General features: G+C 71.0%; 21 protein-coding genes. 7 read left to right on the top strand and 14 right to left on the bottom strand.

From position 1 onward, the window contains the following. Window positions 1-12: 12 nt before the first annotated feature. The 11 genes from nuoK to ABZ934_RS14525 are packed head-to-tail and all read right to left on the bottom strand — an operon-like array spanning window position 13 to window position 10,700. A complete protein-coding gene (gene nuoK / locus ABZ934_RS14475; protein WP_361312526.1) occupies window positions 13-312 on the bottom strand; it encodes an NADH-quinone oxidoreductase subunit NuoK in 300 nt (99 codons plus the stop codon). After that, window positions 309-1,121, bottom strand: a complete 813-nt coding sequence (locus ABZ934_RS14480) for an NADH-quinone oxidoreductase subunit J (protein ID WP_361312528.1) — start codon at window positions 1,119-1,121, stop codon at window positions 309-311. Before ABZ934_RS14480 ends, nuoK begins: the two co-directional genes overlap by 4 nt. Further along, window positions 1,118-1,735: an NADH-quinone oxidoreductase subunit NuoI gene (nuoI, locus tag ABZ934_RS14485; protein WP_361312530.1), complete on the bottom strand. Its 618-nt coding sequence runs from the start codon at window positions 1,733-1,735 to the stop codon at window positions 1,118-1,120. The genes ABZ934_RS14480 and nuoI overlap by 4 nt, the downstream gene beginning before the upstream one ends. Beyond that, window positions 1,728-3,098, bottom strand: coding sequence for an NADH-quinone oxidoreductase subunit NuoH (gene nuoH / locus ABZ934_RS14490; protein ID WP_361312531.1), 1,371 nt, complete (start codon window positions 3,096-3,098; stop codon window positions 1,728-1,730). The genes nuoI and nuoH overlap by 8 nt, the downstream gene beginning before the upstream one ends. Then, the gene (locus ABZ934_RS14495; protein WP_361312533.1) at window positions 3,095-5,602 is read right to left on the bottom strand and encodes an NADH-quinone oxidoreductase subunit G; all 2,508 of its coding nucleotides are present in this window, start codon (window positions 5,600-5,602) and stop codon (window positions 3,095-3,097) included. The genes nuoH and ABZ934_RS14495 overlap by 4 nt, the downstream gene beginning before the upstream one ends. Then, window positions 5,599-6,972, bottom strand: a complete 1,374-nt coding sequence (nuoF, locus tag ABZ934_RS14500; RefSeq protein WP_361312535.1) for an NADH-quinone oxidoreductase subunit NuoF — start codon at window positions 6,970-6,972, stop codon at window positions 5,599-5,601. Before nuoF ends, ABZ934_RS14495 begins: the two co-directional genes overlap by 4 nt. Next, window positions 6,972-7,721, bottom strand: a complete 750-nt coding sequence (nuoE, locus tag ABZ934_RS14505) for an NADH-quinone oxidoreductase subunit NuoE (protein ID WP_361312536.1) — start codon at window positions 7,719-7,721, stop codon at window positions 6,972-6,974. Before nuoE ends, nuoF begins: the two co-directional genes overlap by 1 nt. After that, entirely contained in the window at window positions 7,718-9,052 is a 1,335-nt protein-coding gene (locus tag ABZ934_RS14510; RefSeq protein WP_361312538.1) for an NADH-quinone oxidoreductase subunit D, read from the bottom strand. Before ABZ934_RS14510 ends, nuoE begins: the two co-directional genes overlap by 4 nt. Next, on the bottom strand, window positions 9,052-9,774 hold the full coding sequence (locus tag ABZ934_RS14515) for an NADH-quinone oxidoreductase subunit C (RefSeq protein WP_361312540.1): 723 nt from the start codon (window positions 9,772-9,774) through the stop codon (window positions 9,052-9,054). Before ABZ934_RS14515 ends, ABZ934_RS14510 begins: the two co-directional genes overlap by 1 nt. Further along, on the bottom strand, window positions 9,771-10,325 hold the full coding sequence (locus tag ABZ934_RS14520; protein WP_007265818.1) for an NADH-quinone oxidoreductase subunit B: 555 nt from the start codon (window positions 10,323-10,325) through the stop codon (window positions 9,771-9,773). The genes ABZ934_RS14515 and ABZ934_RS14520 overlap by 4 nt, the downstream gene beginning before the upstream one ends. A gap of 15 nt (window positions 10,326-10,340) precedes the next feature. After that, window positions 10,341-10,700, bottom strand: a complete 360-nt coding sequence (locus tag ABZ934_RS14525) for an NADH-quinone oxidoreductase subunit A (protein ID WP_190182942.1) — start codon at window positions 10,698-10,700, stop codon at window positions 10,341-10,343. Window positions 10,701-11,510: 810 nt separating this feature from the next. On the opposite strand from ABZ934_RS14525, the gene ABZ934_RS14530 reads away from it, so the two are divergent. Continuing rightward, window positions 11,511-12,359, top strand: a complete 849-nt coding sequence (locus ABZ934_RS14530) for an NlpC/P60 family protein (RefSeq protein ID WP_361312542.1) — start codon at window positions 11,511-11,513, stop codon at window positions 12,357-12,359. Between the two features lie 164 nt (window positions 12,360-12,523). Here ABZ934_RS14530 and ABZ934_RS14535 read toward each other — a convergent pair whose 3' ends face one another. After that, window positions 12,524-13,498, bottom strand: coding sequence for a hypothetical protein (locus ABZ934_RS14535; RefSeq protein WP_361312544.1), 975 nt, complete (start codon window positions 13,496-13,498; stop codon window positions 12,524-12,526). 23 nt (window positions 13,499-13,521) lie between these two features. Further along, window positions 13,522-13,932, bottom strand: a complete 411-nt coding sequence (locus ABZ934_RS14540) for a hypothetical protein (protein ID WP_361312545.1) — start codon at window positions 13,930-13,932, stop codon at window positions 13,522-13,524. 429 nt (window positions 13,933-14,361) lie between these two features. Between ABZ934_RS14540 and ABZ934_RS14545 the strand changes: the two genes are divergently transcribed. From ABZ934_RS14545 to ABZ934_RS14565, 5 genes are read left to right on the top strand one after another with little or no spacing between them, the layout of a single operon-like run. Next, a complete protein-coding gene (locus ABZ934_RS14545) occupies window positions 14,362-14,643 on the top strand; it encodes a hypothetical protein (RefSeq protein ID WP_361312547.1) in 282 nt (93 codons plus the stop codon). Then, on the top strand, window positions 14,640-16,160 hold the full coding sequence (locus ABZ934_RS14550; protein WP_361312549.1) for a peptidoglycan-binding domain-containing protein: 1,521 nt from the start codon (window positions 14,640-14,642) through the stop codon (window positions 16,158-16,160). Before ABZ934_RS14545 ends, ABZ934_RS14550 begins: the two co-directional genes overlap by 4 nt. Next, the gene (locus ABZ934_RS14555) at window positions 16,157-16,912 is read left to right on the top strand and encodes an ABC transporter ATP-binding protein (RefSeq protein ID WP_361312551.1); all 756 of its coding nucleotides are present in this window, start codon (window positions 16,157-16,159) and stop codon (window positions 16,910-16,912) included. Before ABZ934_RS14550 ends, ABZ934_RS14555 begins: the two co-directional genes overlap by 4 nt. Continuing rightward, the gene (locus tag ABZ934_RS14560; protein WP_361312553.1) at window positions 16,909-18,141 is read left to right on the top strand and encodes an ABC transporter permease; all 1,233 of its coding nucleotides are present in this window, start codon (window positions 16,909-16,911) and stop codon (window positions 18,139-18,141) included. Before ABZ934_RS14555 ends, ABZ934_RS14560 begins: the two co-directional genes overlap by 4 nt. A gap of 40 nt (window positions 18,142-18,181) precedes the next feature. Continuing rightward, a complete protein-coding gene (locus tag ABZ934_RS14565; RefSeq protein ID WP_361312555.1) occupies window positions 18,182-18,499 on the top strand; it encodes a hypothetical protein in 318 nt (105 codons plus the stop codon). A gap of 396 nt (window positions 18,500-18,895) precedes the next feature. On the opposite strand, the gene ABZ934_RS14570 is transcribed toward ABZ934_RS14565, so the two are convergent. Further along, window positions 18,896-20,179: a geranylgeranyl reductase family protein gene (locus ABZ934_RS14570; protein ID WP_361312612.1), complete on the bottom strand. Its 1,284-nt coding sequence runs from the start codon at window positions 20,177-20,179 to the stop codon at window positions 18,896-18,898. Window positions 20,180-20,288: 109 nt separating this feature from the next. On the opposite strand from ABZ934_RS14570, the gene ABZ934_RS14575 reads away from it, so the two are divergent. Then, a complete protein-coding gene (locus ABZ934_RS14575; protein ID WP_361312557.1) occupies window positions 20,289-20,828 on the top strand; it encodes a GNAT family N-acetyltransferase in 540 nt (179 codons plus the stop codon). Window positions 20,829-20,933: the final 105 nt, after the last annotated feature.

Genomic DNA, 20,933 nt, shown 5'->3' on the forward strand with positions numbered 1-20,933 from the left:
TGTGAAGGCCCCTTACAGCTTCATCAGGCTGGCGTCGTCGACCGAGGCCGAGTGGCGGGTACGGAACAGCGACACGATGATCGCGAGGCCCACCACGACCTCCGCGGCGGCGACGACCATCGTGAAGAACGCGATGATCTGACCGTCGAGGTTGCAGTGCATCCGCGAGAAGGTGACGAAGGCGAGGTTGCAGGCGTTGAGCATCAGCTCCACGCACATGAACAGCACGATCGCGTTCTTGCGGATCAGTACGCCGGCCGCGCCGATGGTGAACAGCAGTGCGGCCAGGTACAGGTAGTTGACCGGGTTCACTTCGCGGCCTCCTCTCGGCCGAGGCGCTCCGCGGACTTCCGCTCCAGCGCCTTCAGGTCGTTCAGTGCCTCGCTCGACACGTCGCGGATCTGACCGCGCGCACGCAGCGTCTTGTTGACGGTCAGCTCGGACGGGGTGCCGTCCGGCAGCAGGCCGGCGACGTCCACCGCGTTGTGCCGGGCGTAGACGCCGGGGGCGGGCAGCGGCGGGAGCTGGACGCCCTCGCGCACGCGCCGCTCGGCGAGTTCGCGCTGGGTGGCGGCCCGCTCGGTGCGCTCGCGGTGCGTCAGCACCATCGCGCCGACGGCCGCCGTGATCAGCAGGGCGCCGGTGATCTCGAAGGCGAAGATGTACCGGGTGAAGATCAGCTCGGCGAGTCCCTCGACGTGTCCGCCGGAGTTGACCGCGCCCAGGCCGTTGAAGTGGGTGAGCTTGGCGTTGGCGATGCCGGCGATCAGCAGGATGCCGAAGCCCAGCCCGCACAGGGCGGCCAGCCAGCGCTGCCCCTTGAGGGTCTCGGTGAGCGAGTCGGCGGCGGTGACGCCGACGAGCATGACCACGAAGAGGAACAGCATCATGATCGCGCCGGTGTAGACGACGACCTGGACGACGCCCAGGAAGTACGCCCCGTTGGCGAGGTAGAAGACCGCCAGGATGATCATCGTCCCGGCCAGGCACAGCGCGCTGTGCACGGCCTTCTTCATCGTGATCGTGCACAGCGCGCCGATGACGGCGACCGTGCCGAGCACCCAGAACTGGACGGCCTCACCCGTCGAGGTGGTCGATGCCGCCGCGGCGATCGCGCTCATGCGTCCACCCCCTCGGCTTCGGCCGCGTCCTGCCCGGCCCCTTCGGGAACCTCGCCCTCGGAACGCGCGACCTGCCGGGGCGTCCCCGGCGCCGCGCCCGTCACCAGACCGCGGTAGTAGTCCTGGTCGTCGGTGCCCGGGTACATCTCGTGCGGTGCCTCGACCATGCCCTCGGTCAGCCCCACCAGCAGCTGTTCCTTGGTGTAGATCAGCGACGCGCGGCTGGAGTCGGCCAGTTCGAACTCGTTCGTCATCGTCAGCGCCCGGGTGGGGCACGCCTCGACGCACAGCCCGCACAGGATGCAGCGGGCGTAGTTGATCTGGTAGACCGCGCCGTACCGCTCACCCGGGGAGTAGCGCTCCTCCGCGGTGTTGTCCGCGCCCTCCACGTAGATCGCGTCGGCCGGACAGGCCCAGGCACACAACTCGCACCCGATGCACTTCTCCAGACCGTCGGGATGGCGGTTGAGCTGGTGCCGCCCGTGGAAGCGGGGTGCGGTGGTCTTGTGCTGCTCCGGGTACTGCTCGGTGAGGCGCTTCTTGAACATGGCCTTGAAGGTCACGCCGAAGCCGGCCACCGGGTTCTGCCACTTCTCGTTCTCGGGGTCAGACATTCTCACCACCCTCCTCTCGGTCACTGTCAGTATTCGCCCCGCCACTGACAATCAGCTCCCGCTGTCCGCGGGGCCGCCTGCGCGGTACGGCTGCGGATCGCTGGCCGGGCTTGGGGGGCACGGGGAATCCGCCCGCCATCGGGTCGAAGGGCTCGTCCGCCGCGCCCTCGCCCCCCGCGCCCCGGGCCTGCTCCTCCCGCTTGTTCCGGAAGACGTCGGCGACGAAGGACAGCAGCAGCACGGCGATGACCGCACCGCCGACGTAGAGCACGATCTGCTGGAAGTCGTAGTGCTCGTTCCGCAGCGCCCGGACGGTGGCCACCAGCATCAGCCAGACCACGGACACGGGGATGAGGACCTTCCAGCCGAGCTTCATCAGCTGGTCGTAGCGCACCCGCGGCAGCGTGCCGCGCAGCCAGATGAAGAAGAACAGCAGCAACTGGACCTTGATGACGAACCAGAGCATCGGCCACCAGCCGTGGTTCGCGCCCTCCCAGTACGTCGAGATGGGTGCGGGGGCCCGCCAGCCGCCGAGGAAGAGGGTGACCGACACCGCCGAGACGGTGACCATGTTGACGTACTCGGCCAGCATGAACAGCGCGAACTTGATGGAGGAGTACTCGGTGTTGAAGCCGCCGACCAGGTCGCCCTCGGACTCCGGCATGTCGAAGGGAGCGCGGTTCGTCTCCCCGACCATCGTGATCACGTAGATGATGAAGGAGACCGGCAGCAGGACGATGTACCAGCGGTCCGCTTGCGCCTCCACGATCTTCGAGGTCGACATCGACCCGGAGTAGAGGAACACCGAGGCGAACGCCGCGCCCATCGCGATCTCGTACGAGATCATCTGCGCGCAGGAGCGCAGGCCGCCGAGCAGCGGGTACGTGGAGCCCGAGGACCAGCCGGCGAGGACGATGCCGTAGATGCCGACGGAGGCCACCGCGAGGACGTACAGCATCGCGATGGGCAGGTCCGTCAGCTGCATCGTGGTGCGCTGGCCGAAGATCGAGACCTCGTTGCCGGAGGGGCCGAAGGGGATCACCGCGATGGCCATGAAGGCCGGGATCGCCGCGATGATCGGGGCCAGGACGTACACCACCTTGTCGGCCCGCTTGACGATCACGTCTTCCTTGAGCATGAGCTTCACGCCGTCGGCGAGCGACTGGAGCATGCCCCAGGGGCCGTGCCGGTTGGGCCCGATGCGCAGCTGCATCCAGGCGACGACCTTGCGCTCCCAGACGATGGAGAAGAGCACCGTCACCATCAGGAAGGCGAAGCAGAACACCGCCTTGACGACGACGAGCCACCACACGTCCTTGCCGAAGAGGGACAGGTCCTCCGCGGCGAGCTGTACCGGGTTCACGCGTCCACCTCCGCGGTGCTGTCGCCCGCGCCGGCCGCGACGGCCGGGCCGATGCGTACGAGGGCGCCCGGGCGGGCGCCGGTGTCGGCGAGGACGCCGGAGCCGGTGGAGTTCAGCGGGAGCCAGACCACCCGGTCGGGCATCGCCGTGATCCGCAGCGGCAGTTCCACGGTCCCGGCCGGGCCGGTGACCGCGAGGACGTCCCCGTCCTTGACGCCCGACTCGGCGGCCGTGGCGGCCGAGAGACGGGCGCTCGCCTCGTGCCGGGTGCCGGCCAGGGCGGCGTCGCCGTCCTGCAGCCGGCCCTGGTCCAGCAGCAGCCGGTGACCCGCGAGGACCGCCTCGCCCGCGCCGGGCCGGGGCAGGGAGGCGGTGTCCGCGCGCTGCTCGGCGGCGCGCTCCCCCGTCCAAGGGCCGAGCCGGTCGAGTTCCCGCCGTACGGCGTGGACGTCGGGCAGGCCGATCGGCCGGTCCGCCGCGTCGGCCAGCATGTGCAGCACGCGGTGGTCGGCGGGGGCGAGCCGGCGGGTCATCTGGTCGGGCTTGAGCGCCGCCTCGAACGGCCGCACCCGACCCTCCCAGTTGATGAACGAGCCCGCCTTCTCGGCGACGGCCGCGACGGGGAACACCACGTCGGCGTGGTCGGTGACCTCGCCGGGCCGCAGCTCCAGCGAGACCACGAACGCCTCCTGGAGCGCGAGACGGGCGCGGGCCGGGTCGGGCAGGTCGGTCACCTCGACGCCCGCGACGAGCAGCGCGGACAGCTCGCGCCCGGCCGCCGCCTCGACGATCTGGCCGGTGTCGCGGCCGTAGCGATGCGGGAGTTCGTCCAGCCCCCAGGCCGCCGCGACCTCCTCGCGGGCGCGCGGGTCGGTGGCCGGCCGGGCGCCGGGCAGCAGCGACGGCAGCGCGCCCGCCTCCACGGCGGCCCGCTCCCCGGCCCGGCGCGGGATCCACACGAGCTGCGCGCCGGTCGCGGCGGCCGCGCGTACGGCGGCGGTCAGCGCGCCCGGCACGCCGGCCAGGCGCTCCCCGACGACGATGACGGCGCCGGGCTCGCGCAGCGCTTCGGCGGCGGCGTGGCCGCCCTGCTCCAGGCCGCTGCGCGAGGCCAGCGCGTTCAGCCAGTCGGGTTCGGTCCCGGGGGCGGCGGCCAGCAGGGTGCCGCCCGCCTTCTCCAGCCCTCGGGTGGCGAACGGGGCGAGGCCGAAGGTCCGCTGCTTGTGCTTGCGGTGGGCCTTGCGCAGCCGCAGGAAGACCCCGGGGGCCTCTTCCTCGGACTCGATGCCGGCCAGCAGCACGGCGGGCGCGGCCTCCAGGGAGGAGTACGTCACCCCGCCGCCGGAGAGGTCCTTGCCGGTGCCGGCCACGGTGGCGGCCAGGAACTCGGCCTCCTCCGCGCTGTGCACCCGCGCCCTGAAGTCGATGTCGTTGGTGTCCAGCACCACGCGGGCGAACTTGGCGTACGCGTACGCGTCCTCGGCGGTGAGCCGGCCGCCCGCCAGCACCCCGGCCCGGCCGCGCGCGGCGGCCAGCCCGTTCGCGGCGGCCTCCAGCGCCTCGGGCCAGCTCGCCGGGGCGAGCACCCCGTCGGAGCCGCGCACCAGGGGGGTGGTGAGGCGGTCGGGGCGCTGCGCGTAGCGGAACGCGAAGCGGCCCTTGTCGCAGATCCACTCCTCGTTGACCTCGGGGTCCTCGGCGGCCAGCCGGCGCAGCACCTTGCCGCGCCGGTGGTCGGTCCGGGTCGCGCAGCCGCCCGCGCAGTGCTCGCACACGCTCGGGGAGGAGACGAGATCGAAGGGGCGGGCGCGGAACCGGTACTCGGCCGAGGTGAGGGCGCCGACCGGGCAGATCTGGATGGTGTTGCCGGAGAAGTACGACTGGAACGGGTCGCCCTCGCCGGTGCCGACCTGCTGGAGGGCGCCGCGCTCCAGCAGCTCGATCATCGGATCGCCGGCCACCTGCGTGGAGAAGCGGGTGCAGCGCGCGCACAGCACGCACCGTTCGCGGTCCAGCAGCACCTGCGTGGAGATCGGGATCGGCTTCTCGTACGTCCGCTTCTTGCCCTCGAAACGCGATTCGGCGTTGCCGTGCGAGAGGGCCTGGTTCTGCAGTGGGCACTCGCCGCCCTTGTCGCAGACCGGACAGTCCAGCGGGTGGTTGATGAGCAGCAGCTCCATCACCCCGCGCTGGGCCTTGTCGGCGACCTGCGACGTCAGCTGCGTCTTGACGACCATGCCGTCGGTGCAGGTGATGGTGCAGGAGGCCATCGGCTTGCGCTGGCCCTCCACCTCGACGATGCACTGGCGGCAGGCGCCGACGGGGTCGAGGAGGGGGTGGTCGCAGAACCGGGGGATCTCGATGCCGAGCTGTTCGGCGGCCCGGATGACCAGCGTCCCCTTGGGGACGGACAGTTCGATGCCGTCGATGGTCAGCGAGATCAGGTCCTCGGGCGGAACCGCCGCCCCGCCGCCGCCCGCCGGGGCGTTAGTGGTGACGGTCATGCGTTCACCTCCGTGTCAGCCCAGAGGGTCGACTTCTTGGGGTCGAAGGGGCAGCCCTTGCCCGTGATGTGCTGCTCGTACTCCTCGCGGAAGTACTTGAGCGAGGAGAAGATCGGGCTGGCGGCGCCGTCGCCGAGGGCGCAGAACGACTTGCCGTTGATGTTGTCGGCGATGTCGTTCAGCTTGTCGAGGTCGCTCATCACGCCCTTGCCGGCCTCGATGTCGCGCAGCAGTTGGACGAGCCAGTACGTGCCTTCGCGGCACGGCGTGCACTTGCCGCAGGACTCGTGGGCGTAGAACTCGGTCCACCGGGTCACCGCGCGGACCACGCACGTGGTCTCGTCGAAGCACTGGAGCGCCTTGGTGCCGAGCATCGAGCCGGCCGCGCCGACGCCCTCGTAGTCGAGCGGGACGTCGAGGTGTTCGTCGGTGAACATGGGGGTGGAGGAGCCGCCCGGGGTCCAGAACTTCAACCGGTGCCCGGGGCGCATCCCGCCGCTCATGTCGAGGAGCTGGCGCAGGGTGATGCCGAGCGGGGCCTCGTACTGGCCGGGTCCGGCGACGTGCCCGGACAGCGAGTACAGCGTGAAACCGGGGGACTTCTCCGTCCCCATCGCCTTGAACCAGTCCTTGCCCTTGTTCAGGATCGCGGGAACCGAGGCGATGGACTCGACGTTGTTGACGACAGTGGGGCACGCGTAGAGGCCCTCCACAGCGGGGAAGGGGGGACGCAGCCGGGGCTGACCGCGTCGGCCTTCGAGGGAGTCGAGCAGTGCCGTCTCCTCGCCGCAGATGTACGCGCCCGCTCCCGCGTGCACCGTGATGTCGAGCTTCAGCCCGCTCCCGAGGATGTTCTCCCCGAGGTACCCGGCCTCGTACGCCTCGCGCACCGCCTCGTGCAGGCGCCGCAGGACCGGCACGACCTCGCCGCGCAGGTAGATGAAGGCGTGCTCCGACCGGATCGCGTAGCAGGCGATGACCATTCCCTCGATGAGGGAGTGCGGATTGGCGAAGAGGAGGGGGATGTCCTTGCAGGTTCCCGGTTCCGACTCGTCCGCGTTCACGACGAGGTAGTGCGGCTTTCCGTCGCCCTGCGGGATGAACTGCCACTTCATTCCGGTGGGGAAGCCCGCACCGCCGCGTCCGCGCAGACCGGAGTCCTTCACGTACGCGATGAGGTCGTCCGGGGTCATCGCGAGCGCCTTGCGCAGGCCCTCGTACCCCTCGTGGCGCCGGTAGGTCTCCAGCGTCCACGACTCGGGCTCGTCCCAGAACGCCGACAGGACGGGTGCCAGGAGCTTCTCCGGGCTGGTGCCTCCCCCGGCGTCCGGCCGGGAGCTCCCGTTGCCCAGTTCGGATGACACGGACATCACGCCCCTCCCTCGGTGGTGGTCCCGCCGCGCGCTTCGCCGCGCGGGTGCACGATCGGGGTGTGCGGGGATTCGCCGCGGGCGATGCGAAGGCCGATCAGCGAGGCCGGGCCGGCTCCGCCGCCCGCCTCCACCGCGCCCTCGCGCTCGTCCGGGAACCCGGCGAGGATCCGGGCCGTCTCCTTGTACGTGCACAGCGGCGCGCCCCGCGTCGGTACGACCTGCCGGCCGGCCAACAGGTCGTCCACCAGCGCCTTCGCGGACTCGGGGGTCTGGTTGTCGAAGAACTCCCAGTTGACCATCACCACAGGGGCGTAGTCGCAGGCCGCGTTGCACTCGATGTGTTCGAGGGTGACCTTGCCGTCGGGGGTGGTCTCGTTGTTCCCGACGCCCAGGTGCTCCTTGAGCTCGTCGAAGATGGCGTCGCCGCCCATCACCGCGCACAGGGTGTTCGTACAGACGCCCACCTGGTACTCGCCGGACGGCTTGCGCCGGTACATCGTGTAGAAGGTGGCGACGGCCGTCACCTCGGCGGTGGTCAGGCCGAGCGTCTCGGCGCAGAACCGCATGCCGGTGCGCGTGACGTAGCCCTCTTCCGCCTGCACCAGGTGCAGCAGCGGCAGCAGCGCGGAGCGGCTGTCGGGGTAGCGGGCGATGATCCGGGCGGCGTCGGCCGCCAGCCTCTCGCGGACCTCCGCCGGGTAGTCGGGGGCCGGGAGCTGGGGCATGCCCAACGACACGTCTGTCATCGGTCGACGCCTCCCATCACGGGGTCGATGGAGGCGACGGCGACGATGACGTCGGCGACCTGGCCGCCTTCGCACATCGCCGCCATGGCCTGGAGGTTGGTGAAGGACGGGTCGCGGAAGTGGACCCGGTAGGGGCGGGTGCCGCCGTCGGAGACGACGTGCACGCCGAGCTCGCCCTTGGGTGATTCGACGGCCGCGTACGCCTGCCCGGCGGGAACGCGGAAACCCTCGGTCACCAGCTTGAAGTGGTGGATGAGGGCCTCCATCGAGGTGCCCATGATGGTGCGGATGTGGTCGAGCGAGTTGCCGAGGCCGTCGGGGCCCATCGCGAGCTGCGCCGGCCAGGCGATCTTCTTGTCGGCGACCATCACCGGGCCCGGCTCCAGCCGCTCCAGGCACTGCTCGACGATCCGCAGCGACTGGCGCATCTCCTCCAGGCGGATCAGGAACCGCCCGTAGGAGTCGCAGCTCTCGGCGGTCGGCACGTCGAACTCGTAGTCCTCGTAGCCGCAGTACGGGTCCGACTTGCGCAGGTCGTGCGGCAGACCGGCGGAGCGCAGGATCGGGCCGGTGGCGCCCAGGGCCATGCAGCCGGTCAGGTCGAGGTAGCCGACGTCCTGCATGCGGGCCTTGAAGATGGGGTTGCCGGTGGCGAGCTTGTCGTACTCCGGCAGGTTCTTCTTCATGGTCTTCACGAAGTCGCGCAGCTGGTCGACTGCGCCCGGGGGCAGGTCCTGCGCGAGGCCGCCGGGGCGGACGAACGCGTGGTTCATGCGCAGGCCGGTGATCAGCTCGAAGATGTCGAGGATCAGCTCGCGGTCGCGGAAGCCGTAGATCATGATCGTGGTCGCGCCCAGCTCCATGCCGCCGGTGGCGATGCACACCAGGTGGGAGGAGATCCGGTTGAGCTCCATCAGCAGGACGCGGATGACGGTGGCGCGGTCCGGGATCTGGTCGGTGATGCCGAGCAGCTTCTCGACGCCCAGGCAGTACGCCGTCTCGTTGAAGAACGGCGTCAGGTAGTCCATGCGCGTCACGAAGGTGGTGCCCTGCGTCCAGTTCCGGAATTCGAGGTTCTTCTCGATGCCGGTGTGCAGGTACCCGATGCCGCAGCGCGCCTCGGTGACCGTCTCGCCGTCGATCTCCAGGATCAGCCGGAGCACGCCGTGGGTCGAGGGGTGCTGCGGGCCCATGTTGACGACGATCCGCTCGTCGTCCGCGCGGGCCGCCGACTGGACGACCTCGTCCCAGTCACCGCCGGTGACGGTGTAGACGGTGCCCTCGGTCGTCTCGCGGGCGGACGCCTGCCGCGAAGTGTTCGGGGTGTTCATCAGCTGTACGACCTCCGCTGGTCGGGAGCCGGGATCTGGGCGCCCTTGTACTCGACGGGAATGCCGCCGAGCGGGTAGTCCTTGCGCTGCGGGAACCCCTGCCAGTCGTCCGGCATCATGATCCGCGTCAGGGCGGGGTGTCCGTCGAAGACCAGGCCGAAGAAGTCGTACGTCTCGCGCTCGTGCCAGTCGTTGGTCGGGTAGACGGAGACGAGCGACGGGACGTGCGGGTCGCTGTCGGGGACCGAGACCTCCAGGCGCAGGACCCGGCCGTGGGTGAGCGAGCGCAGGTGGTAGACCGCGTGCAGCTCGCGTCCCTTGTCCTTCGGGAAGTGCACGCCCGAGACGCCGGTACAGAGCTCGAAGCGCAGCGCCGGGTCGTCGCGCAGGGTGGAGGCGACCCGGACGAGGTGTTCGCGGGCGATGTGGAAGGTGAGCTCGCCCCGGTCGACCACCGTCTTCTCGATGGCGTTCTCGGGGACGAGGTCCTGTTCCTCCAGGGCGCCTTCGAGTTCGTCGGCGACCTCGTCGAAGTACGAGCCGTAGGGGCGGCTCGTCGCCCCGGGCAGTGCCACGGTGCGCACCAGACCGCCGTAGCCGGTGGTGTCGCCGCCGTTGTTCGCGCCGAACATGCCCTTGCGGACGCCGATCACCTCTGGGCCGACCGCGCCCCTAGGGGCGGGAACGTTGTTGCCGTTGTCCACGGCGGGGTCGTCGCTCACCGCAGGAGCCCCTTCATCTCGATGGTGGGGAGGGCCTTGAGGGCCGCCTCCTCCGCCTCGCGCGCCGCCTCTTCCCGGTTCACGCCGAGCTTGGAGCCCTGGATCTTCTGGTGGAGCTTGAGGATCGCGTCCATCAGCATCTCGGGGCGGGGCGGGCAGCCGGGCAGGTAGATGTCCACGGGCACGATGTGGTCGACGCCCTGGACGATCGCGTAGTTGTTGAACATGCCGCCCGAGGAGGCGCAGACGCCCATGGAGATGACCCACTTCGGGGCGGGCATCTGGTCGTACACCTGCCGCAGCACCGGCGCCATCTTCTGGCTGACCCGGCCGGCCACGATCATCAGGTCGGCCTGGCGCGGGGAGCCGCGGAAGACCTCCATGCCGAAGCGGGCGAGGTCGTAGCGGCCCGCTCCGGTGGTCATCATCTCGATGGCGCAGCAGGCCAGGCCGAAGGTGGCCGGGAAGACGGATGACTTGCGCACCCAGCCCGCGGCCTGTTCGACGGTGGTCAGCAGGAAGCCGCTCGGCAGCTTCTCTTCCAGTCCCATGGAAAATTCAGCCCCTCAGTCCCATTCCAGGCCGCCGCGGCGCCAGACGTAGGCGTAGGCGACGAAGACGGTGAGCACGAAGAGCAGCATCTCGACGAGCCCGAAGATCCCCAGGGAGTCGAAGGTGACGGCCCAGGGGTAGAGGAAGACGATCTCGATGTCGAAGACGATGAAGAGCATCGCCGTCAGGTAGTACTTGATGGGGAAGCGGCCGCCGCCGGCCGGCATCGGAGTGGGCTCGATGCCGCACTCGTACGCTTCAAGCTTCGCCCGGTTATACCGTTTTGGGCCGATCAGCGTGGCCATGACCACGGAGAAGATCGCAAACCCTGCGCCGAGGGCGCCGAGCACGAGGATGGGCGCGTACGCATTCACGCTCCTCGCTCCTTCCAGTCGTCCTTGACCGTTGGACCGCTGTGCCGGCGCCAAGAGCCCCGCCTCGCGAAGATCTTGCACATGTGAGGCAGTTCACAAGCCGGACTGCTGCGCATCCTATGCCTGCGGGTCTGTGATCTGCGACACGGGTTACAACAACGAGTTTGTGATCTCCACCACCCGACGAACGATCATGAAGTCCGTTGAGCGGTGATCTTCATACACAAGGCATCCACATGACTACCAAAAGTGACATCCGCCCCTGTCACCGCAGGTGGAAGGGGGTTGCCCTATCAAACGATGGCCATTGCAGGCAAATTCGCCCCCTGGGTGGACCCGGTGATAAAGGAATCGGCGTCGCCCGCGCGGGGGAGTCGGCGCGGACGCGAGTGGACGGGGGTCGCGCGGGGGGGCGTGCGGGGGGTCGCCGGCGGGAGCGGAAGGGGGGAGCGGCCAAGATCGCGGAGCCCCGGGAGCCCCACATCCGCTCTCCGATCCCACGAGAAGCTCACAGCCCGGTCACGGACCGGCCACAGCACCCGCACAGCGGTAGGCGAATGTGACCTGCGCCACTCGAAATCGGGGCCGCCGAAAGGGGGCTTGGCCAACTGTCGGGCGGGATGGTAGGCGCGGATCAATTCGGACTTATTAGAGAAAGCCCATGATCACAGGCTTGTGAGGGCGTGTCCGATTCGCCCGTTACGGCGTCAATATTCCGCGTGACGCGCCCGGTTAAGCCGCCTCTCGCGCAACTGTGGCGCACACCACGTTTCTTGAAGCCAACCCCTGCGCCCTGATAGCGGTTGTCCCATGTCCCACACCGCTCACATACCCAGCCACCGGAAGCCCCGCCGCAGCGCCTCGAAGCTCGCGGTCCGCGCCGGAGTTGCCGGTGGCGTCCTCAGCACCCTCGCCATGGCCGGCACCGCGAGCGCGTCCCCGTCCGCCGAGCCCGTGGCCGAGACGACGCTCGAAATGCCGGTCCTGAGCCTGGACCTGACCGCCGACGTCGCCTCCGCGGTCACCACCGCGGCCGAGAACACCCGCGTGGCAGCCGTCGAGGCGGCCGTCACCGGCGAGCTGAACGCCCAGGAGGAGAGCGCCCGCAGCGGCGCCGCCGCCGAGGCCAAGCAGGCCAAGGAAGACGCCCAGCAGAAGGCCGAGAAGAAGGCGAAGGAGGAGGCGGACCGCAAGGCCGACGCCGAGCGCGCCACCCGCGGTTCCGGCCGTTCGACCCTCCAGACCGCCTCCGCGTCCGCCGGCACCTCCGACGACGGCGAGGGCACGGTCACCGCCCCGGCCACCGGTTCGGCCTCCGCCATCATCAACTTCGCCCGCAACCAGGTCGGCAAGGCGTACGTCATGGGCGGCACCGGCCCGTCCTCGTACGACTGCTCCGGCCTCGTGCAGGCCGCCTACCGCCAGGCCGGCATCTCCCTGCCGCGCATGTCCCAGGACCAGTCCTCCGAGGGCACCTCGGTCTCGCTGGGCAACCTGCAGCCGGGCGACATCCTGTACTGGGGCTCCCGCGGCAACGCCTACCACGTCGCCCTGTACATCGGCGGCGGCAAGTTCATCGGCGCGCAGAACCCCAGCACGGGCATCGTCGAGCGCCCCCTGAGCTACGACATGCCGACGGGCGCCGTCCGCGTCCTCTGAGCCTCCCGGGCCACGCCGGGCCACGCCGAAGGCATCCTGAGCCGCTCTCAGGGCCTTCGGGAGCCTTCCCGGCCGCCCCGCGACCGGCTCGCGCATGCGCGTAAGGGCCGGTACTCCCCCCCCGCTCGGGGGTGGAGTACCGGCCCTTCGGCCTGTGTTCGGGCTCAGCGGAGCGAGGCCGCCAGCTTGAAGCGGGCGTCGCGCTGTTTCTTGTAGAGCGCGAGCGTCTCTGCCTGCTCCTCGACGAGGCGCTGCTGGTAGGCCTTCTCGACGGCGTACCAGATCCCCACGAGGTTCACCTCGCGCTTGCACGCCACGTCCGCTTTGGCCACGGTGACTGCCTTGGCTCCTCCCAAGTCGCTTTCCAGGCCGAGCTTCTCCACCACCTCGTACGGGGTTTTGATCCCGGTGTAGCCGGACTTGTCCATGCAGGCGGACCACTTGCGCAGGACGTCGGCGACCCGCGAGTCCCCCTTGGACCGGTCGTGCGCCTCGCCTTCCAGGCCGAAGGCGAAGAGGAGGTCCACGCTGTCCTTGGTCGGCGCGTACAGCTTGCGGTACCCCTCCCGTCCGCATCCCCCGGCGGGCACCTTCTGCCCGCCGACCTCGATGCCGCTGTCCACCCGGGCGGCGTCCTCCTCGTTGAGCGCGTCGGGGGGCGGTTGTGCGCCCTGTCCGTCGCCGCCCTGCGTTTCACCGTGCAGGACGGTGTACTCGCTGTCGCTCAGCTTCGGGGCGGCCGGCTTGGCCGGCCTTCCCTCCCCCGAGGTCTTGTCGTACCCGTGGGCCGCCGCACGTGCCGGGTCGGCCAGGCCGAACAGATAGGCGTGCCGGTCCTGCGCCGCCGCGCCCGGGGAGGGCTCGATGGCGGTCACGCCGTCGTACGTGAATCCGAACCGGGCCATGCACCGGGCGACGAGGTTTTCCTGTACCCGGCCCATCCGCAGGGCGTCCGCCTCGGTGTCCGTGTACGCGTCCATCGGCAGGGACAGCGATGACGTGGGCGGATTCACGGCTACGGCGCCCAACTCGGGCTCTCCGGCCCCGCTCCCCCCGCCGGAATCCGAACAGCCCGCCAGGAGGACGGCCGCCAGCAGTACCGCCGGAACGGGAATCCGGTGGAAACCGGCGGTGCGCATCTCGGTCGGCTCCTTCACCGCGCTCAGGCGTGGAGGGTGTAGGTGGACGAGCTGATCGTGTTCTTGAAGGTGGTGGAGGCATTGCCCTGGTAGTTCGAGGGGACCTCACCGACACTGCCGTCCATGTTGGCGTCGGTCGCCACCTTCCACGCGTAGACGTCCCGGTTCTTGTAGGACTCGGTGTTGTCGTTCACCAGGGACGTGCCGCCGGTGCAACCGCTCTTGAAGTAGTTGTCGTTGAAGTTCAGGTCCTCGCCGTATAGGTCGAAGACACAACCCGACTGGTACTGGTTGTAGAAAAGACCGAACTCGTTGACCTCGAGAATTCCGTCCTTGCCGTACGCGGCCGACGGACCCGCCGCGCCCAGCAGGATCGCGGCGGTCGAAACGGCGGCGACGCAGCCCGTCGCCAGGTTGCGGAATACCTTCTCCATTGTGTGCTCCTCAGTCCTCGGGATAAACAAGTGACCCAGTGGGAGAACCCTGATCACGGTTCGCTTCCGGCGGGGAGTCAACAGGCTGGAAGGCCTTCCGGCAAAGCCCCTTCTCATCTGATGGACAGTCACCCCATGTTCCCCAAAGGTAACTTGTGGCCGCCGATCTACACTCCTTACTATCTGCCGACGCGCCTCCGCGCCCTTCGCCGCGGACGCGCCGCAGCCCCACTTCTACGGCCCTAGGGAATCGCCGTCGTGCACGCACGCCATTTCGCTCCACTGCTCGCCCTGTGCCTTTCCCTGACGGCATGCGGAGGTGAGAAGGAGCCCAAGGCAAGCGATAGCCCGCCCCCCACGCGACAGGAAATCGCCTACCACGAATGTCTGAAAAAGCACGGGGTCGGCATTGTTTACCGGGGCAACGGAATGCCCTACGAGGACAAGACGAAGCCCTGGAACGAAGAGGCGCACACCACGTGTGCTTCGCTGCATCCGGCGCCGCGCAGTCCCGACCCGGCCGACCCCGATCAGCTCGCCGCCGCGCGGAAGCAGACCGACTGCATGCGGGCCGAGGGCGTCTCCTGGTATCCGGATCCGGACCCGGTCACGGCCGAGATAGACCAGGCCAAGGGCGGCACCCCCGAGCAGTGGTCCGCCCTCAAGCGGGACCACGCCGACGCCCTGCGGAAGTGCCGGCCGGCGAGATGAGCGAACTCGACCGCACCGTGGAGACGGTGCCGGCCCCGGCGTCCGCCGAGGACGACCGCGGCGGGCTCGCCCGGGGGCGGCGTGTCGTCCTCGGGGTCGTCGGCGGCGCCGCGCTGATGGCGGTCGGCGGCCTCCTGGCGACGGCACTGGTGAAGTCGCCGGCACAGGTGGCCGCCGAGGCCGGGCCGCCGACACAGGGCGCGCTGACCGCGGAGGTCGAGCGGCGGGTCCTCGCCGAGACGGTGGTGATGCGCGGGACCGTCGTGGCCGGCCAGAGCGTCACCGTCTCGCCCCAGGGGCTGCGCACGGGCGAGGGCTCCGGGGCCGCGGTGGTGACCAAGCTGCCGCTGAAGCCCGGGGATCCGGTCAAGGCCGGGCAGCTGCTCGCCGAGGTGTCCGGACGGCCGGTGTTCGCGCTGCACGGCAGCCTGCCGATGTACCGGGACCTCAAGCCGGGTGCCACCGGTGACGATGTCGCGCAGCTCCAGCAGGCGCTGCGCGAGCTCGGGCACGGCACCGGCGAGGACGCGCGCGGGCTCTTCGGCCCCGGTACGAAGGCGGCCCTCGCCGCCCGGTACAAGGCGGTCGGATACGACCCGTTGCCGGCCGTCGCGGACGGCGGCTCGGCGCTGAAAGCCGCCCGGGAGGCGGTGCGGTCGGCCCAGTGGGCGGTGGAGGACGCCGGCGGAGCGGGCGGAGCCGGCGCAGGCACCGGGCAGCCCGCCCCCGGTGCGACGCCCGGCCCCGGCCCCGGCCCCGGCAAAGCCTCCGGCTCCGGGCGCGAGCTCGCCCGCGCCCGGGAGGCCCTCACGGAGGCACGGACCGCCCTGGCCGCCGCAGAAGCCGCGGACGGGCCGATGCTGCCCGCCGCCGAGACCGTGTTCCTCGGGAACTTCCCGGCCCGGGTCGGCTACGTCGGCGGCCAGGTCGGCGCGGCCGCGTCCGGACCGGTGCTGACCCTGTCCGCGGGGGAACTCGTCGTGGAGGCCTACCTCAAGGAGGACAAGAAGCAGCTGCTGCGCGCCGGAATGACCGTGCTGATCTCCTCCGAGCTCGCCGGCAGCGACGCCCGGGGCAGGGTCTCGGCGGTCGCCGCCGAGCGGTCGGGAACCCAGGCAGCCGGACGAACGCAGCAGGACCAGGCACAGGGCCAAGGCCAGGACGCCAAGGGCACGGGCGGCGGGAGCGGCGGCGGCGGTGATCTCGGCTACCGCATGGTCATCCGCCCCGACCAGCCGCTGCCGGCGTCGTTCGCCGGGCAGGACGTACGGCTGACCGTGGAGTCCGCCGCCACGGACGGCGAGGCACTCGTGGTCCCGGTCACCGCGGTCTCCGCCGGTGCGGACGGGCGCACGGTGGTCACGGCCCAGGGCGCCGACGGCGCACAGCGCCGTGTCGAGGTCCGCATCGGCACCAGCGGAGACGGCTATGTGGCCGTCGCCCCCGTCCAGTCGGGCGCTCTCACGGCCGGGACCCGGGTGGTCGTCGGAGCCGCGCCCAAGGGGGCGCCCCGATGAAACTGCGTTGCCCGCGCGGCGCCATCGCCCTCCCCGGAGCCCCCGACCACGGCCCGGCCGCCGACGACGCAGCGGAAGGGACGGCGCCGCCCGTCATCGAGTTCCGCGGTGTCGGGCTCACCTATCCCGGGCCGCCTCCCGTCGAGGCGCTGCACCCCTTCGACCTGGCCGTGGGGCGCGGGGAGTTCATCACCGTCGTCGGTCCCTCGGGTTCCGGGAAGTCCACCTTCCTCAACGTCGCCGGGCTACTGGACTCCCCCACGTGCGGCCGCTACCTCCTCGACGGGATCGACACCGCCGCCCTGCCGGACCGGGACCGCACGGCTTTGCGCGGGCGCCGCATCGGCTTCGTCTTCCAGTCCTTCCACCTCCTGTCGCACCGGTCCGCCCTGGAGAACGTCACCCTCGCCATGCTCTACACCGAAGTCCCGCGCGCCCAGCGCCTCGTACGGGCCCGTGCGGCCCTTGAGCAGGTCGGGCTCGGGCACCGGGCACATGCCGTCCCCGGACGGCTCTCCGGCGGGGAACGCCAGCGCGTCGCCATCGCCCGCGCGCTCGTCGGACGTCCGTCGCTGCTGCTGTGCGACGAACCGACCGGCAACCTCGACTCCGCCAACGCCGCCTCCGTCCTCGCGCTGCTCGACGAACTGCACGGCTCCGGCATGACCGTCCTTCTGATCACCCACGACCCCGAGGTCGCCGCCCGCGGCCGGCGGACCGTCACCATCCGGGACGGGCGGCTCTCCGGGTGAGCGCCGTCCGCCCCACCCGGCTGTCCCCGCGCGACACCGTCTCCGAGGCGGTCGCCGGGATGCTGCGCCGTCCTGGCCGGGCGGTGCTGACCGCCCTCGGCACCGTCCTCGGCGTCGGCAGCTTCGTCGCCGTGCTGGGCCTGACCGCCACCATCTCCTCGCAGATCGACGGCCGTTTCAACGTCCTCACGGCCACCGAGGTGACCGTCGAGGACGTCGCCGCACAGCACGACGCGTTCGCCGGCCCGGCCTTCCCCGCGGATGCCGAGCAGCGGCTGCGCCAGGTCGCCGGCATCGCCCACGCCGGGGTGCTGTGGACCGTGCGGCTCGACCAGAAGACCCCGATCGGGGCGCTCCCGCCGGCCGCCGGCCCGGGCGCGCCGGGCACCGCGGGCGGAACCTCCGTGGTCGCCGCCTCCCCCGGTGCCGTCGCCGCCCTGGCGCCGACGCCGGCGCAGGGCCGGCTCTACGACGAGTACGCCGAGCGCGACCACCTGAGGGTCGCGCTGATCGGTGGCGGCGTGGCCGAGCGCCTCGGCATCACCACCCTCGCCACCCGGCCGGTGGTCTACGTGGGCGAGGAACCGTTCACCGTCGCCGGCATCATCGGCGACGTCGAACGCCGCCCCGAGCACCTGCTGTCGGTCCTGGTCCCGCGGTCCACCGCCGAGGAGCTGTGGGGGCCGCCGGGCCCGTCCGACGCCCAAGTCCTCATCGCCACCGACCTCGGCGCCGCCCGCCAAGTCGCCGACCTCGCCCCGCTCGCGCTGCGCCCCGACCACCCCGAGTACCTGAAGGCCGTACCGCCACCGGACCCGCGCACGCTGCGCTCGGGCGTCACCTCCGACCTGAGCGCCCTGTTCCTCCTGCTCGCCGGCATCTGCCTGGTCATCGGGGCGGTCGGAATCGCCAACACCACGCTCGTCGCCGTACTGGAGCGGACCGCGGAGATCGGGCTGCGCCGCGCGCTCGGCGCCCGGGGGCGGCACGTCTCGGCCCAGTTCCTCACCGAGTCCGCCGCCCTCGGCGGACTGGGCGGGCTGGTCGGGACCTCGCTGGGCGAACTCACGGTGGTCGCCGTCTCGTTGGCCCGCGACTGGACCCCGGTGATCCACCCGGCCACCGTCGCCGCCGCCCCGCTCGCGGGACTGGCCACCGGGCTGCTGGCCGGGCTCTATCCCGCCTGGCGGGCAGCCCGCGTCGAACCGGCCGAAGCCCTGCGAAGATAGCGGGGGTGCAGCGCCCGATTCGCCCCAGGAGGTGTGGTCCGTGATCACCGAGCCGTACGAACGCCACGGCCCCGGCGGCGACCCCACCGCCCTCCCCGCCGCCGGTGGGCTCGCCCTCCTCGCCCTGGGCGGCTGGCTGCTCACCACCACCCGCCCCTGGGCGAAGCCGGGACACCCCGTCACGCTCGGCCTCGACTGGACGACCTCGGGGCTGCTGCTGCTGTGGGGGCTGGTCCTGCTGACCCGCTGCGTGCGGACGGTGCACGCGGCCCCGCACGACGCCCTCCCCGTCGAAGCCGCCCCGGCCGCCTGCCCGCCCGGAGACCACCCGCCCCGCCCCGCGGACGCCGCGAACTAGCACGGGCAGGCGCCCAGGGGCTCTCGCTGCACGTCGACGGCGACGAGGGGATGCGGGCGCGCATCGAGGTCGCTCAGCAGAGCGGCCGGCGCGTGGCGCTGTCCGCACTCACCCCCTTGGAGGTGTGCCGAACGGGCGAGGCCGCCAAGCGACTCCGGTTCCTGCTGTCCCGGTCCGACGCGAAACCGGTCAACGACGCGGTCACGGACGCCGCGGCGAAGCTGCTGGACGCCTCCGGCCTTGACGGACACGAATGCCTCGTGGACGCATTCGTGCTCGTTACGGCAAGGTCTGGGAGGTCGACCGCCCTGCGCCGGGCGGCCCGGCTCCATGCCGGGCGGCCCGGCTCCATGCCGGGCGGCCCGGCTCCATGCCGGGCGGCCCGGCTCCGGGGGGTCACGCCTTCGGCGCGACCTTCGAGAGGCCGTTGATGATGCGGTCCATCGCGTCGCCGCCCGTGGGGTCGGTGAGGTTGGCCAGCATCTTGAGGGTGAACCTCATCAACACGGGGTGGCTCAGGCCGCGCTGTGCGGCGATCTTCATCACCTTCGGGTTGCCGATCAGCTTCACGAAGGCGCGGCCCAGCGTGTAGTAGCCGCCGTACGTCTCCTTGAGCACCTTCGGGTAGCTGTGCAGGGCCAGTTCGCGCTGCGCCGGGGTGGCGCGGGCGTGGGCCTGGACGATGACGTCCGCCGCGATCTGGCCGGACTCCATCGCATAGGCGATGCCCTCGCCGTTGAACGGGTTGACGAGCCCACCCGCGTCACCGACCAGCAGCAGGCCCTTGGTGTAGTGCGGCTGCCGGTTGAAGGCCATGGGCAGGGCCGCGCCGCGGATCGGCTGCGTCATGTTCTCGGGGGTGTAGCCCCAGTCCTCGGGCATGGACGCGCACCACGCCTTGAGGACCTCGCGCCAGTCCAGCTCCTTGAACGCGGACGAGGAGTTGAGGATGCCGAGGCCGACGTTGGACGTACCGTCGCCCATGCCGAAGATCCAGCCGTAGCCGGGCAACAGCCGGTCTTGCGGGCCGCGCCGGTCCCACAGCTCCAGCCAGGACTCCAGGTAGTCGTCGTCGTGCCGCGGCGAGGTGAAGTACGTACGCACCGCCACGCCCATCGGGCGGTCCTCGCGCCGGTGCAGGCCCATCGCCAGCGACAGCCGGGACGAGTTGCCGTCGGCGGCGACGACCAGCGGCGCCTTGAAGGTGACCGGGGTCTTCTCCTCGCCCAGCTTCGCCTGCACACCGGTGATGTGGCCGGTACGCGGGTCCCGGACCGGTTCGCCGACGTTGCAGCGCTCGTACAGCCGCGCGCCCGCCTTCTGCGCCTGGCGGGCGAGGGTCTCGTCGAAGTCGTCGCGCTTGCGGACGAGACCGTAGTCCGGGAAGGAGGCGAGTTCCGGCCAGTCCAGCTGGAGCCGCTGCCCGCCGCCGATGATCCGCAGGCCCTTGTTGCGCAGCCAGCCGGCCTCTTCGGAGATGTCGATGCCCATGGAGACCAGTTGCTTGGTGGCACGCGGGGTCAGCCCGTCGCCGCACACCTTCTCGCGCGGGAAGGCCGTCTTCTCCAGCAGCAGGACGTCCAGTCCCGCCTTGGCGAGGTAGTAGGCGGTGGTGGAGCCGGCGGGCCCGGCCCCGACGACGATCACATCCGCGGAGTGTTCGGAGAGGGACTCGGTCACTGCCTCGGTCACTGCGGGGTCTCCCGAAGGCTCGATAAGGGGTGCCCAACGGCACGGGACACGTGCAGTCTATGCAGCAGGAAAGATCGCGATCAGAAGGGCTACTCCGTTGACTGGCTCGACCACCTCGCCGACCCGGCCACTTCCCGTCGTACGGCTGCGCGTGCCCACCGACGAGGACGCGCGCGGCTGGCACGGCGTCTTCGACGACCCGGACGTCATGGAGTACCTGGGCGGTCCCGCCGAGCTGTCGCTGTACGAGGAGTTCACCGCGCGACAACGCCTGCACGACGCCCGGCTCGGCTACTGCCTGTGGACCCTGCTGGACGAGGAGGGCACGGTGATCGGCTTCACCGGGGCGCAGCCGTGGCCCGAGACGAAGACGTGGGGGCCGGTCGGCGAGATAGAGATCGGCTGGCGGCTGGGCCGCGCCCACTGGGGCAAGGGGTACGCCTACGCCGCCGCGCTGGCCACCTTGGACCGGCTCCGCGAGGCGGAGGTGCCGCGGGTGGTGGCGATGATCGACGACGGCAACGCGCGGTCGGTGGCGGTGGCGGAGCGCCTGGGCATGACCTTGGCCGCGGCCTTCGACCTCCCTGACGGCTCCCGCCGGGTACGCCGCTACGAGTTGACGCTCCGGGAGGCGTGAGGAGGCGGCCGGCCGGCCCCTGCGTCATGCCGCGACCCCGCGCCGCCGGCCCCCGGACCGTCTGACCGCCGGACCGCCGGACGGAGTCCGGCGCAGCGGCCCGAA

Origin of the sequence: Streptomyces sp. NPDC046557 (assembly GCF_040645975.1) — a bacterium.
In the GTDB taxonomy this organism is placed as follows: Bacteria; Actinomycetota; Actinomycetes; order Streptomycetales; family Streptomycetaceae; genus Streptomyces.